Origin of the sequence: Streptomyces jumonjinensis (assembly GCF_009600885.1) — a bacterium.
Classification (GTDB): Bacteria; Actinomycetota; Actinomycetes; order Streptomycetales; family Streptomycetaceae; genus Streptomyces; species Streptomyces jumonjinensis.
The window spans coordinates 85,898-99,326 of sequence record NZ_VCLA01000145.1 but is presented as its reverse complement, the minus strand read 5'-3'; the positions used below and the strand labels follow the sequence as shown (position 1 = coordinate 99,326).

The window sequence follows — 13,429 nt, the reverse complement described above, 5'->3', positions numbered from 1 at the left end:
GGATCGAATGACATCGTGAGCACAGCCACCGACCAGCTCCGGTCACGCGCCGGGACCCGCGCCGACCGGGACACGCACTTCGAGGTCGAGCAGTTCTACTACGAGGAGGCCGACCTCCTCGACTCCGGCCGCTACGCCGACTGGCTCGAACTGCTCGCCGACGACCTCGACTACTGGATGCCCACGCGGACCAACCGCCTGCGCCGACAGCAGGCCCTGTCCATCGCCGCACGGGGCGAGGCCGCCTTCTACGACGAGACCAAGGACAGCCTCGCCTGGCGCATCCGCCGTTTCGATTCCGGCATGGCCTGGGCCGAGGACCCGCCCTCCCGCACCCGGCACCTGGTCACCAATGTGATGGCGCGGCACGTCGACCCGGCGGAGCAGGACGGGTTCACCGCTGACGATCTATGGGTGCGCTCGTCGTTCCTGGTCCACCAGAACCGGTTGGAGCGGGAAGTGAACATCTTCGCCGGCTCCCGCACGGACATCCTGCGCCGCACCGCCGACGGCCGGCTTCAGGTCGCCCGCCGCGCCATCCTGCTCGACCAGAACGTCCTGCTGGCCAAGAACATCTCCACGTTTTTCTGACCATCCGCCTCACCGAGCACCCGTCTCACCGAGCATCCACCTCGCCAAGCATCCACCTCACCGAGCATCCACCTCACCGAGCATCCGTCTCACCGAGCACTCGAATCCTCCGATGGGAAATCCCGTGACCGACCTCGACCTCAAGCAGCACCGTGTGCCCACCTCGCTGGGTGAGATCACGGTGGCCGAAACCGGCGAAGGACCCGTTCTGGTGATGCTGCACGGCGGCGGGCCGGGCGCCTCCGGCGTCGGCAACTACCACCAGAACCTGCCGGCTCTGGCCCGGCGCTTCCGTGTCGTCCTGCCCGACCAGCCCGGCTTCGGGGGAAGTTACCGCCCCACGGAGGACGACCTGGGGACGCGGTCCATCACCGAGATCACCGTCGACGCCCTCTACCAGGCCCTCGACGCCCTCGGGATCGGCGACTTCCACCTGCTGGGCAACAGCCTCGGCGGCGCCGCCGCGATCGCCATGGCCCAAGAGCGCCCGGAACGCGTCACACGACTCGTCCTCATGGCGCCCGGCGGCGGCTGGCTCCCCTTCGGCCCCACACCCACCGAGGGCCAGAAGGAGATGTTCCGGTACTACAACGGCGGGGGCCCCAGCGAGAAGAAGATGGCGGCGTTCATCCGCACCATGGTCTTCGATCACCGGCAGTTCGGCGAGGACGTCGTACGAGCGCGCTACGAAGCCTCGCTCGACGAGAGCCACATCGCCTTCTACCACCGCTACAACGCGGCCTTCGCCCAGCGCGGCGGCATGGACCCCCTCTGGCGTGATCTGCACAAGATCACGGCGCCGACGCTGCTGCTCTGGGGCCGGGACGACCGGACGATCACTTTCGACGGCGCGCAGCTCATGCTCAAGCAGATCCGTGATGTGCAGCTGCATGTGTTCAGCCGCTGTGGCCACTGGGTGCAGCTGGAACGGCGACGCGAGTTCGAGGCCCTGGTCACCGGCTTCCTCGGGGAGCAGGCATGAGCGGCGGCTGGCTGGAGGGCTACGCGGCCCTGATCACCGGTGGCGGATCCGGCATCGGCCGCGCCGTCGCCGAACGGTTTCTCGCCGAGGGCGCCTCGGTCACCGTCCTCGGCAGGGACAGGAGCCGGCTGGAGGAGGTCGTGGACTCTGCCGCCGACCGGTCGCGGATCCACACGGTCACCGGTGACGTACGGGACTCCGACACACTGCACACCGCCGTCCAGGAGACGGTCGACCGCTTCGGGAAGCTCGACACCCTCGTCGCCAACGCCGGAGTATGGGATTACCAGCGGCAACTCACCCGGCTCACCGCCGACGAGCTGGACACCGCCTTCGACGAGGTCTTCTCCGTCAATGTCAAGGGCTATCTGCTCGCGGCGGAAGCGGCCTGGCGTGAGCTGGTGAAGACACGGGGCAGCATCGTCATGACGCTGTCCAACGCGTCCTTCTACGTCAATGGCGGCGGCCCCCTCTACACCGCCAGCAAGCACGCCTGCCTGGGCCTGATGCGCGAACTCGCCTACGAACTGGCCCCCAAGGTCCGGGTCAACGGAGTCGCCTGCGGCGGCATGAACACCGATCTGCGCGGGCCTCGGTCCCTGTCCCTGGCCGATCGCTCGATCGCGGCGTCCTTCGCCAGGCGAGGACCGGACACGCCGCCCCCGCCGATCCCCCTGCACGACTCCAGCACCGACCCGCGCGACTTCACCGGACCGTATGTGCTGCTCGCCTCCCGCGCCCAGAGCGGTCCGGTCACCGGGCACGCAATCAATGCCGACGGCGGCATCGGCGTACGCGGGTTCGCGCACGCCGCCGGCGGCGATCACCTCTGATCTGACGCTCGACGAGGAGCCGACAGTGACCACACCGCCATCAGCCACCACACCTCACCCACGGAACTCGGGGCTGCGGATCGATCTCAATCCCGCCGCGGCCGTCGCACGCAACGCGGTGCACCACGGCGACACCGTCGTCATCCGCTACGCCGGCGGAGACCTGACGTATGCGCGACTCGACGACAAGGCGGCACGGTTGGCGACCGTGCTCGTCCACTCCGGCGTCGGTGACGGCGACCGGGTCGCCTACCTCGGGCTCAACAGCAGTTCCTTTCTGGTCACGATGCTCGCCGCCTTCCGGCTCGGCGCGGTGTTCGTCCCGGTCAACTTCCGGCTCGCCGAGCCGGAGCTCGAAGCTGTCCTCGCCGGAAGCGGTGCAGCGGTCCTGGTCTGCGAGGAAGGGCACCGGGCCAGCGTCGACAAGGTGCGTTCGAGGACCGCGCTGACGCGCTTCCTGCTCGTGGACGACGACCCGGAGGCGCCGACCGCCGGTGCGGCCGGCTGGGAACCGTGGTCGGCCCTGATCACGGCCGCGGTTCCCGAGCCGAAGGTGTTCGCCAAGTACGCCGACGACGCGGCGGTCCTCATGTTCACCTCGGGCACCACCGGCCGGCCCAAGGGAGTCGTGCTGACGCACGGCAACATCTGGTGGAACTCCGTCAACGTCGAACTGAGTCTCGACACGCGCAGAGGTGATGTCACCTACGTGGCGGCGCCGCTCTTCCATGTCGGCGCCCTGAACAGCTTCACCCTGCGCACCCTGGTGCGAGGCGGCACCGTGGTGGTGCGCCGCCGCTTCGATCCGCAGGAGTGTCTCGACGACCTCCTCACCCATCGGGTCAACTCCATGTTCGGGATAGCCCAGATGTTCGCGGCGCTGTCTCGCGTCCCCGGCGTCTTCGAGCACGATCTGAGCGAGCTGCGCTCGATCGTGGTCGCCGGCGCACCGGTCCCGCCCTCGCTCATCGAGCTCTACGCGCGGCACGGCGTGCTGCTCCAGCAGGCATGGGGGCTGACCGAGACCGCTCCCTTCGCCACTCATCTGCCGGCCGAGCGAACCCTGGACAAGATCGGCTCCGCCGGTATCCCCATGCCCTTCACAGAGGTCCGGGTCGTCGACACGGCCGCCAATGAGCCCGTCATGTCCGGCGAGCCCGGTGAGATCGTCGTCCGCGGGCCGAACGTCACCGCCGGCTACTGGAACAACCCGGAGGCGAACCAGGCCGCGTTCGACGACGAGGGCTGGTTCCACTCGGGCGACATCGGCTACCTCGACGAGGAGGGATACCTCTACATCGTCGACCGGCTCAAGGACATGATCATCAGCGGCGGTGAGAACGTCTACCCCGCGGAGGTCGAGCGAGTCCTCGCGTCCATGCCGGGCGTCGTCGACATCGCGGTCGTCGGTGTCCCCGACGAGCAGTGGGGCGAGACGGTGGTCGCCGTGGTCAGCGTGGACGGGTCGCCCTCGGTCACTCTGGAGGAGGTCCGCGCGTACGGCGCCGCACAGCTGGCCCGGTACAAGCTTCCGCAACGCCTGAAGGTCGTTCCGGTCGTACCGAGGAACGCCTCGGGGAAGCTCGACAAGGCCGTCACCCGGCGGCTGGCCGCTGAGGGCGTCTGACGTGCCCGCGATACCTCCCCTGCCCGAACTCGCGGTGCCGGACGCATACCGGACCACCGTGGAGTCGTGGCAGCGCTTCACGGGAAGTCTGCGCCTGCACGGTCAGGGGACCGAGGCCGCCGTCCAGGTGGAACGCTGCGCGGCCGGCCGTCTCCAGGGCGCCTACCCCGCGGGCGCCCACGACGTGGAAGTGCGGATCGAGTCGGAAGTGCGGGGCGACGTGTTGACGACGCTTCTCCGGACTCTGGTGGGGGCCGTCCGAGCTGCGGACGCGCGGTGCCGCCGCATTGTGTACGCCGTCGACGAGGGCGGAGTGGAGAAGATCGAGGCCGCGGAGGCCGCCGGTTTCCGATACGTCGTCGATGTGGACGTGCAGGACCTCGAACTGAGTCTGCTGGTCGCCGAACCCTCTTGGGTCACCGCCACCGACATGGACTTGGACCTGGCGCACGTTCCGGGAACATGAGGCCGACACCGTGCGGCATCCGGGATGGCCCTCTCCCCTGAGCGGCCTCGGGCCGCACCGCCGGCCCGGGTCCGGTCACGGTCCGCAGTCCCGGGCCGACACCACCCCGGCGCCTCCGTCCACGGTGACGATCTGCCCCGTCCGGATGGCCTCCATCGCGCCCCGTACGCCCACCACGGCGGGGATCCCGTACTCCCTCGCCACCACCGCCCCGTGGGAGTTGGCTCCGCCCATCTCCATCACCAGGCCGCCGGCGGTGAGGAAGAGGGGTGTCCAGCCGGGGTCGGTGGACGGCGCCACCAGGATCTCGCCCGGTTCCAGCCGGGCGCCGACCGGGTCCGTGATCACCCGGGCCGGGGCGGTGGCCGTCCCCGCGGACGCCGGGGTGCCCGTCAGGGAGCCGGGGGCGGCCGGTGCGCGGTGCGCCTCCGGGGCCGTGCCGTCCGAGAGCAGGACGCGGGGAACCGGTCGGCGGCGCAGTTCCCGGGCGTAGCTCTCCTTGCGTCGGGCGACCGTGCGGCGGAGATCCCCGTCCTCGGTCTCCATCTCCGTGAAGTCGAGGAAGAACACGTCCTGCGGGGCGTCGATCCGGCCTTCTGCGTGGAGTTGTGCCCCGCGTTCGGCGACCCGCTCGCGCACCACGGCGAGTACCCGGACCGCGAGGTACTTCGGGTACTCGCGCAGGCCGGCGAGGAGCCGGGTGCGGCGCAGCGCGAACCGCACCAGCGGGCCCCGTGGCCCGGCGCGGCGGGCGAGGCGTTCGATCATGGCCTCGGCGTCGGCCCGGGCGCGTGCGAAGACCGCGTCCGGGCGGGCCGCCGGGTCGTCGGCGCGCAGGAGGTTGGCGATGACGCCGATGATGTGCGAGGGGTCCTCGGACCAGCGGGGCAGGCCGATGTCGATCTCGGCGACGGCTCGGTGGCCCCAGCGGTCCAGGAATGCCGCGAGGCCCCGCTGGGCGGTCGGGGGAAGCTCGCCGTTCCGGTAGGCGTGGGCGTGCTCGCCGGCTTCGCGGCCCGGGTTCTGGAAGGCCCGGGCGGCGGCGGGGTCGGCGCGGATGGTGTCCGCGAGGTCCTCCAGGGCCAGGTCCATCTCGGTGGTGATGTTGTGCGGCAGTCCGCGCAGCACGGTCTGGAGCTCCCCGGGTTCCGTGCGGACGATCCGGCCGGTGAGGGCGAGCATCGCGTATCCGATGAGCACGGCCGGGGCGAGCGCCGGCAGGACGGGGACGATCTGGTCGCGCAGGGCGCCCCGGGCGGTCGTGGACCTGGCCGCGGTGATGATGCGCGGTTCCAGCCGGTGCGCCTGCCGCAGCGCGGCTTCGGGGCGGACGAGTGCGCGGGCGGCGGTGGCCGGGGCGTGGAACCGCCGGGCCAGGCGCAGCGCGCGGCGGAGGGCGGGCCGGATCGATGTGTGGGTGAGGGCGAGGCGCGGGTCCCGGTCGCAGAGCTCGGCGAGTACCTCGGCGGACCGGGCCTCCATGAGGCCGAGCAGCCTCAGTGCGAACGCCCGGCCGATCCGGTCGCGCAGCGCGTTGGTGAGGTCGAAGAAGATCCGCTCTCCCGCCTCGGTGTAGCCGGTCGACATCGGGTCGCCGATGACGATCTCGTTGACGGAGCGGGCGATCTCCCGGAACGCGGCGCGTCCGGCCGGGGTGATCGGGCGCTGAAGGCCCTGGGCGAGGCTGAAGCAGAAGTAGACGTGGAAGCCGTCCCGCTCCGGTACGGGGAAGAGGGTGGTGATCTGCCGGGCCTGGGTCAGATGGAGCACGCCGTCCGCGTCGATCGCCCACTCGATGTCCTGGGGGCTGCCGTAGTGGTCCTGCACCGCCGCGCCGAGGGCGACGAGCCGGCGGATCTGTTCGTCGGTCAGACAGGGTCGCTCGTCCGCCCGGACCATGACCTGTTCGGTGCCGCCGCCCGGAAGGGGGCGGACGGCCAGCCGTTTCTCCCCCGTGCGCCGCTCGATGACCGTGTCGCCCTCGACGATGTAGTGATCGGGGTTCACGGCGCCTGAGACGACGGCTTCGCCGAGCCCGGGGGCGGCGTCGATGACGGTATGCCGCCGGTCGCCGGTCACCGGGTCTGCGGTGAACAGCACTCCGGAGACGGCCGACCGGACCATGCGCTGCACGACGACGGCGAGATACACGGAGTCGTGGGGGATGCCGTTGGTCTCGCGGTAGGCCACCGCCCGGTCGGTCCACAACGACGCCCAGCAGCGCCGGACCGCGTCGGCGACGGCGTCCGCGCCGATGATGTTGAGATGGGTGTCCTGCTGGCCGGCGAAGCTCGCGAACGGCAGGTCCTCCGCCGTGGCGCTGGACCGCACCGCGACCGGCGCATCGTCGCCGAGCGCGCGGTAGGCGGTGACGACCGCCTCGTACACCTCCGGTGGCACCGGTGCGCCGAGCAGTGCCCGCCGGGCCGCGTCCGGGGCGAGGCCCGTCAGTTCGCGGGTGGCCGGCAGCATCCGGTAGGCGTCCGTGGTCACGGCGAATCCCGGGGGTACGGGCAGTCCCGCGCGCAGCAGCTCACCCAGGTTCGCGGCCTTCCCTCCGACAAGGGCCGGCATCGTGGCGTCGACGGCGTGCAGATCGATGACGAGCGGCATACGGGCCTCCAGGGGTGGCTCCTGCCAGGCTAGGAGGAGCGGTTCGGGCGCACCACCGGGCCGTCGAGCGCGTTTCGGGCCGGCTCATGCAACGCCGCCGCCTGGCATGCGGCTGTTCATGCAACGCCGCCGCCCGGCATGCGACCGCGAAGCCGGACCCCACCGTTCCGCTATTTCGCGGCTGTGTCGGGGTCAGGGCCGGGTCGCAGGCGTACGGGGAGGGCTTTCAGGTGCCGGTTGACGGGGTTGGCGCCGCGTTGCAGATGCTTCGGATCGGTGGCGAGCCGCAGGTCCGGTACACGGTTGAGCAGCGCGGTCAGAGCCACGGCGGTCTCCTCCTGGGCGAGGTGCGCGCCCAGACAGCGGTGGGCGCCGTGCCCGAATCCGAGGTGGGGTTCCCTGCTGCGGCGGGTGCGGCTGAGGTCGAGGCGGTCGGGGTCGGTGAAGACGGCCGGGTCGCGGTTGGCCGCGGACACGATCGGCAGGACGGCTTCCCCGGCACGTACCGGGGTGCTGCCGACGGTGGTGTCGCAGGTGGCGTAGCGGGGCAGAGCGCGCACGACGGGGCCGCAGTAGCGCATGAGTTCATCGACGGCGTACGGCATGAGGGTGGGGTCTTCGCGCAGCAGAGCGAGCTGGTCGGGGTGGGTGAGGAGCGCTTCGGTGCTGTTGGCGATGAGGTTGACGGTGGTGATGTGCCCGGCGACGACCAGGTTGGTGATGAGTGCGACAAGCTCGTCGGTGCTCAATCGATCGCGGTGATGGGGCGCGAGCAGTTCGGAGATGAGGTCGTTGCCGGGGTTGGTGGTGTGGTGGTCGATGAGTGTGTGGGCGTCGTGGACCATGCCGGCGAGTGCGTCGCCCAGCTCGTCACCGCATACGCCGGCGCTCAGTGTGGCGCTCCGTGCCCGCCAGCGGTCGCGGTCTGCTTCGGGGACAGCGATGAGTTCGCAGATGACGGTGATGGGCAGCGGCCGGGCGAAGTGTTCGATCAGGTCGACGACGCCGTTCTCGGTGTGGTCCGGCAGGCGGTCGAGCAGTTGGGTGGCGATGGCGTCGATCCTGGGGCGCAGCGCGGCCACGCGGCGTGGGGAGAACGCGGCGGTGACCAGGCCGCGCAGACGGCGGTGGTCGGGACCGTCGGCGTCGAAGATTCCGGCGCGCAGGTATTTCTCGTGCCCCGAGTGCATGCCGCGGGCCTGCCAGGTCTGTTCGGTGCGGTGAGCCACCGGCGCACCGGGGACGGTCGCCGCGTCGATGGTGAAGCGAGGGTCGCTCATGATCGTACGGATGTCGTCGTGGCGGGTGGCCACCCACATGAGGTCGACGCCTCGTACGCGCCCCCGCGCCATCTGCTCGCGTTCACGGATGGGCGCGTAGGCGGTGAACGGATCACGGACCAGCTCCTGATCGGCCAGGTCCAGTGGTTCGCCGTCGGCTTCGGTGGTGCCCGGTTCCTGCACAGTCATATGGGGGCGCTCCAAACAGGTGGTCGTTCAGTGACGGCATCATCACGCCGAGACCACACCCTGCGCCCCCTGAGGGCGCCAATCCCCCCGAACGAATGCATTCGCCGCAGACGGGTTCGTGGCACACCCGTTGGGCGGTCATGACAGAGGGCGCTTCCCCAACAGCGTCCTCCAACAACGTCCTCCAACAGCGCCCTCCCTGAACAGGCCGTCCGACGGAGTGGGACGCCCCGATGGGCCCACGCGGTGGAGCGGGGCCGGTTCAGGATCCGGTGAGGACGTCGCGGACGGCTGAGTCCAGGACGGTGCGGGCGTGGGCCGGGTCCATGAACTGCACCTGGGTCATGCCGCCGTGGCGCAGGAGCATCAGGCGGTCGGCGGCCGGCTCGGGGGTGGGGTGGTCCGCCTCCCGGAGCAGGGCGAGCAGTTGGCCGTGGAGCCAGTCCATGTGGGAGCGGATGGCGCGGGAAACGGGGCTCTCGGGGTCGGGGTGCTCGGCGGCGGCGTTCAGGAAGGGGCAGCCGCGGAAGCCCGGCCGGCACAGCTGGTCGCCGACGCCGCCCGGGCCGCCGAAGAATGCCTCGATCGCGGCGTGCGCGGACAGCTGGACCCGGATGCTCTCGACCAGGCCCCTGATGTCCCGGTCGATGCTCTGTACGTAGGCGACCACCAGCTCTTCCTTGCTCGGGAAGTGATCGGCCCGACCACGGGGAAGATCATATAGATGCCCGGACCGAGCAGGCCGATGACCAGAAAGGTGCGCACCAGATGATGGGCCGGGAACCGGCCCTCGGCGGCCACATGACGCAGCTGGTACACCGCGAAGACGACCGCGGCCACCGCCAGCTTGACGTAGACCCAGTCGAGAACATGGGCGCCGATCGGGCCGGTGGCCGTGACCATCCGGCCTACCAGCCACGACGGGTTGCCCAGTGCTTGATCGGCGGTCAGCACATACTGGTCGAGCACCTCGGGGCGGGTCTTCGACGTGATCAGCAGCCAGGTATCGCCGGTTTTACGGCCCGCCACCAGCAGCAGGCCCAGCGCGACGCCCTTCAGCAGCAGAACACGTTCCTGGCCGGTGCGGCGTGTCACAGCGATGACCGCACAGCCCAGAATCACCCACAATGCAATTGCCATACCCTTGTTCGGCGCCGGCCGCCCACCGTACGAGCCAGAAGGCGATGTCGATGCCGACCGCGATGAACCGTTGCCGCCATGTGAGCACCACCATCATCAACGCCATGCTGACGTAGAGCAGGGGCCCCGACGCGGGGACGAATATCGCCTCTCTCGCCTGATGGGCGATCGGCCCCGGCAAGTGATAGTTACGCGCGGCGATCTCCAGCGCGATAAGGAATCCGAGGGCGACCACACCCGCCGCGGCCCACAGCCTCGCCCGCGGTTGACGCCACACGGCGAATGCGGTTTCGCATTTTTCTCGCGAGAACCACCCTGTTGCACGTATCGATTATTTAGCCAATTTACTTGATCTTGATCGAAAGGTCATTCTTCGTGCCAGGCAGCACGGTCCATGCACGGTTCGTGCACGGTCCATGCACGAGACGGGCGATCAGGGTGATCGCCAATCATCCGATCATGCTATCGAAGCAGTCCAGTGAGTCCCGCTGGTCACCTGGGCTGCCTGCCGGCACCTGACCCTCCGCCGCCCCGCCCCTTCCGGCAGCAGCCGAACCCGTGGTTCGCCTGGATGACCGCGCGAGACGGCGGCGCCGTCAAGGACCTGATGTCCACGTCATGAGAAGACCCACCCGCCGATGCATGGGCTCCATAGCCATCACCGCAGGTGAGGAGCGTCACACGCCTTGCCGGCGTGGAGGTGTCGCGGCTTGGAATCGACCACCGGTTCCGGAGACCGGCTGAGCACGGCCTTGCGGTGCGGCTCCCCCCTCGGTCAGGGAGGCGGGGAGCCGGGTGAGCCGCCGGCCGGTCACCCACCGCACCGACGGCGGCGCCGAAGCCCCGCCGCCCCCGCCACTCAGACCGCGGCCGACTCCTCGGCCGCGCTGTGCGGGAGCAGCTTTCCTTCGTCGTCGACGGGTGCCCCGGCCCATGCCCGCAGGGCGTCCATGGCGGGGCCGAGGCCCGTGCCGCGCTCGGTGAGCCGGTAGGTCACGGCGACGGGGGGACCGGGGGCGACTTCACGCTCGACCAGGCCGACCCCCTGGAGTTCGCCGAGCCGGTCGGTCAGGACGCGCTTGGACAGGGCCGGCAGGGCCGCGTGGATCTCGCTGAAGCGGGCGGGGCGCTGCAGCAGGAGATCGATCAGAGGCCCCGTCCAGCGCTTGGCCAGCCGCAGCCGGCAGCGCCTCGACACGCTCACCCAGCTGATCGGACCGGGCCTCGCCGCCAACCTCAAGGGCGTCAACGCCCCGTACGGAACCTTCGACGAGGCCCGCGACCTCGCCGCGAGGATCGCCGCCGAGTACGGCCGCGTCGACCACGTCGTCGCCTCCGTCGACGGCTGGTGGATGGGCAATGCCCTGTGGGACACCAGCGAGACCGAGTGGCAGAAGTACTTCATCGACACCACCACCTCGCATATGGCCCTGGCCCGTGCCTTCATCCCCCGGCTGGCCCCGGACGGCAGCTACACCGTCATCGCCGGCTTCTCCGGCCACAAGCCCTACCCCGAGGTCACCGGCGAGCGCATCGTCCTGGACACCGTGGACGACCTGAAGCGGGAGCTGGGACATGAACCCCTGACCACCCCTTGAGGGGTTCCGTGAGGCACTCGACGAGGGCTCTGGGCTTGGCCTCGCCGATGCCCTGGACGTTGATGACAGGCGATCAGGCGGACGGACCGCCGACCGGACCCCTGCCGTGGACCAGCGGCAGAAAGACCTCGTCGACGATCTCGGCGAGGACCGCGTCCGGCACCGCCGGGGCGCCACGCGTCACATACTCGTTGCGCAGCAGCGCCGTCGGCGCGGAGGCGACCCGGGGGTGCAGCGCCTCGGGCGCGGCCTCGCCGCGGGCCACCGCCCGGCCGAGCAGCGTCAGCCACGCCGCCTCGCACGCGCCGCCGCCCGCCGCCGGGTCGCGCCGCAGCTCGGCCAGGAGCTCCGAAGTGCCGTCAGCCGCCACGATCAGGCCGCGGAGGATCTCCCCGTACGGCGATGACCAGGTGCTGTTCGCGCGCCGCAGCATCTCCAGAGCGTCGCAGCGCAGCGAGCCGGTGTCCGGCGGCACGGTCTGCGCCTCGGCCAGGCGGCGGTACGCCGCGACGCCGAGCGCGAGGCGGTTCGGCCAACGCCGGTAGAGCGCGTTCTTGTTCGTCCCCGCCCGCCGGGCCACCTCCTCCATGGTCAGGCCCGCGACGCCGGAATCCTTCAGCACCTCGGCCGCCGCTCGCAGAATCGCCTCCTCCAGCGCGGCTCCACGCCGCCGCCCCTGCCCGCCATGCGCCACCGGTCGTCCCCTCCCCCCTCCGCGTACCGAGGTCTACGGTACGCATCGTACGTTCCGGATACCCGTGTTCCCTTCCCCAACCCAGGGTTAAGGTACGGGACGTACCTTACAGTTGGGGGAGAGAGGACCCGCCGTGCGCGCCTTCGGCATCACCTACGACACCGGCTTCACCTCCGCGGGAACCAGCACCCGCGAACCCTTCGACCTCGCCACCGTCCGCCGCGAGATGCAGATCATCCGCGACGAGCTGCGCTGCGACGCCGTCCGTGTCACCGGCGGCGACCGCGACCGGCTCGACACGGCCGCACGGTACGCGGCCGACGCCGGACTGGAGGTCTGGTACTCGCCGTTCACCCATGGTCTGACCCAGGACGAACTCCTCGGCTTCCTCGCCGACAGCGCCGAGCGCGCCGAGCGGCTGCGCCGCGCGGACGCCGGGGTCGTCTTCCTCACCGGAGCGGAGATCTCCCTCTTCACCACCGGTTTCCTGCCCGGCGACACCCTTGAGGAGCGCACCGCCGTCCTCGCCGACCCGCAGCGGCTGAGGGCCGCGCTTCCCGGCCTCCCCGCCAGGATCAACGCGTTCCTCGGCGAGGCGGTCGCCGTGGTGCGGGCCCGGTTCGGCGGCCCGATCGGGTACGCCTCACTTCCGTTCGAGGGCGTTGACTGGGCGCCGTTCGACGTCGTCGCCACCGACGCCGGCTACCGCGACGCGCAGACCGCCGACCGGCTGGCCGACGGCCTCCGTGCACTGACCGCACTCGGCAGGCCCGCCGCCGTCACGGAGTTCGGCTGCACCACCTATCGCGGGGCAGCCGACGCGGGCGGCCGGGGCGACACGGTCGTCGTATGGGACGACCGCGCCCGTCCCGCACGGTTCAGCACCCACGTCACCCGCGATGAACAGGAACAGGCCGACTACCTGTGCGAGCTCCTCGTCGCCTTCGACCGGGCCGGCATCGACGCGGCCTTCGTCAACACCTTCGCCCGCTACGACCTCCCGCACTCGGACGCCGACGACGACCGCGATTTCGACAAGGCGTCCTTCGGCGTCGTCAAAGTCCTCGACGGCGGCCGAACCGGCACCGCATACCCGGGCCTCCCGTGGGAGCCCAAAGCCGCCTTCCACGCGCTCGCGAAGTTTGGACGCAGCCGGACGAACGACGGCGGGAACACCGCCCCGGGTGCGGCAGGGTGAGGACCCGAAAGCCGTCCAATGGACCGGGATGCGGCGCGGACCGGTGCCTGCGGTGGAGTCGCCGAGGACATGGTCGTCGAGCAGGCCCCGCAACATCCGGTGGGCGGTCGTCGAGATGCTCCCGGAGCACGTCGAACGGCAGCGGTCACCGGACACTCGACCCTCCGGGCTTCCGGGCTTCCGGGCTTCCGGGCTTCCGGGCTTCCGGGGCATCGAGC

12 protein-coding genes and 1 pseudogene are annotated in these 13,429 nt (G+C 70.6%); 7 read left to right on the top strand and 6 right to left on the bottom strand.

The window, feature by feature from the left end; all coding sequences use genetic code 11:
- The first annotated feature begins 15 nt into the window (after positions 1–15).
- The 5 genes from FF041_RS17900 (at position 16) to FF041_RS17880 (ending at position 4,499) form a co-directional block, all read left to right on the top strand.
- Positions 16–591 carry a 3-phenylpropionate/cinnamic acid dioxygenase subunit beta gene (locus tag FF041_RS17900; RefSeq protein WP_323392016.1) on the top strand — a complete coding sequence of 192 codons (576 nt, stop codon included), beginning with the start codon at positions 16–18 and terminating at the stop codon, positions 589–591.
- A 112-nt stretch (positions 592–703) separates the two neighbouring features.
- The gene (locus FF041_RS17895; RefSeq protein ID WP_153523733.1) at positions 704–1,573 is read left to right on the top strand and encodes an alpha/beta fold hydrolase; all 870 of its coding nucleotides are present in this window, start codon (positions 704–706) and stop codon (positions 1,571–1,573) included.
- The gene (hcaB, locus tag FF041_RS17890) at positions 1,570–2,406 is read left to right on the top strand and encodes a 3-(cis-5,6-dihydroxycyclohexa-1,3-dien-1-yl)propanoate dehydrogenase (RefSeq protein ID WP_153523732.1); all 837 of its coding nucleotides are present in this window, start codon (positions 1,570–1,572) and stop codon (positions 2,404–2,406) included. The genes FF041_RS17895 and hcaB overlap by 4 nt, the downstream gene beginning before the upstream one ends.
- 25 nt (positions 2,407–2,431) lie before the next feature.
- Entirely contained in the window at positions 2,432–4,033 is a 1,602-nt protein-coding gene (locus FF041_RS17885) for an acyl-CoA synthetase (protein ID WP_323392013.1), read from the top strand.
- Position 4,034: 1 nt separating this feature from the next.
- On the top strand, positions 4,035–4,499 hold the full coding sequence (locus FF041_RS17880; RefSeq protein ID WP_153523730.1) for a hypothetical protein: 465 nt from the start codon (positions 4,035–4,037) through the stop codon (positions 4,497–4,499).
- 75 nt (positions 4,500–4,574) lie between these two features.
- Here the strand turns inward: FF041_RS17880 and FF041_RS17875 are convergent, their stop codons facing one another.
- From FF041_RS17875 to FF041_RS39095, 5 genes and pseudogenes are all read right to left on the bottom strand, one after another.
- The gene (locus FF041_RS17875) at positions 4,575–7,112 is read right to left on the bottom strand and encodes a PEP/pyruvate-binding domain-containing protein (protein ID WP_153523729.1); all 2,538 of its coding nucleotides are present in this window, start codon (positions 7,110–7,112) and stop codon (positions 4,575–4,577) included.
- Between the two features lie 170 nt (positions 7,113–7,282).
- On the bottom strand, positions 7,283–8,581 hold the full coding sequence (locus tag FF041_RS17870; RefSeq protein WP_153523728.1) for a cytochrome P450 family protein: 1,299 nt from the start codon (positions 8,579–8,581) through the stop codon (positions 7,283–7,285).
- Positions 8,582–8,843: 262 nt separating this feature from the next.
- Positions 8,844–9,029, bottom strand: coding sequence for a hypothetical protein (locus FF041_RS39100; protein WP_228388311.1), 186 nt, complete (start codon positions 9,027–9,029; stop codon positions 8,844–8,846).
- A 245-nt stretch (positions 9,030–9,274) separates the two neighbouring features.
- Positions 9,275–9,974 (bottom strand): annotated as a pseudogene (locus FF041_RS17860) (DUF5933 domain-containing protein); the annotation flags it as partial.
- Positions 9,975–10,580: 606 nt separating this feature from the next.
- Positions 10,581–10,925 carry a winged helix-turn-helix transcriptional regulator gene (locus FF041_RS39095; RefSeq protein WP_323392010.1) on the bottom strand — a complete coding sequence of 115 codons (345 nt, stop codon included), beginning with the start codon at positions 10,923–10,925 and terminating at the stop codon, positions 10,581–10,583.
- On the opposite strand from FF041_RS39095, the gene FF041_RS39090 reads away from it, so the two are divergent.
- The gene (locus tag FF041_RS39090; RefSeq protein ID WP_153523727.1) at positions 10,888–11,319 is read left to right on the top strand and encodes an SDR family oxidoreductase; all 432 of its coding nucleotides are present in this window, start codon (positions 10,888–10,890) and stop codon (positions 11,317–11,319) included. The genes FF041_RS39095 and FF041_RS39090 overlap by 38 nt on opposite strands.
- 73 nt (positions 11,320–11,392) lie before the next feature.
- Here FF041_RS39090 and FF041_RS17845 read toward each other — a convergent pair whose 3' ends face one another.
- Positions 11,393–12,013 carry a TetR/AcrR family transcriptional regulator gene (locus FF041_RS17845; protein WP_323392008.1) on the bottom strand — a complete coding sequence of 207 codons (621 nt, stop codon included), beginning with the start codon at positions 12,011–12,013 and terminating at the stop codon, positions 11,393–11,395.
- A 133-nt stretch (positions 12,014–12,146) separates the two neighbouring features.
- Here FF041_RS17845 and FF041_RS17840 point away from each other — a divergent pair, with 133 nt between their 5' ends.
- The gene (locus tag FF041_RS17840; RefSeq protein ID WP_323392006.1) at positions 12,147–13,211 is read left to right on the top strand and encodes a hypothetical protein; all 1,065 of its coding nucleotides are present in this window, start codon (positions 12,147–12,149) and stop codon (positions 13,209–13,211) included.
- The last annotated feature ends 218 nt before the right edge of the window (positions 13,212–13,429 follow it).

Bases quoted from the DNA above. Each gene is read 5' to 3' on its own strand.
- FF041_RS39100 (WP_228388311.1), bottom strand. From the start codon at position 9,029: ATGGACTGGCTCCACGGCCAACTGCTCGCCCTGCTCCGGGAGGCGGAC.
- FF041_RS17870 (WP_153523728.1), bottom strand. From the start codon at position 8,581: ATGACTGTGCAGGAACCGGGCACCACCGAAGCCGACGGCGAACCACTG.
- hcaB (WP_153523732.1), top strand. From the start codon at position 1,570: ATGAGCGGCGGCTGGCTGGAGGGCTACGCGGCCCTGATCACCGGTGGC.
- FF041_RS17875 (WP_153523729.1), bottom strand. From the start codon at position 7,112: ATGCCGCTCGTCATCGATCTGCACGCCGTCGACGCCACGATGCCGGCC.
- FF041_RS17895 (WP_153523733.1), top strand. From the start codon at position 704: ATGGGAAATCCCGTGACCGACCTCGACCTCAAGCAGCACCGTGTGCCC.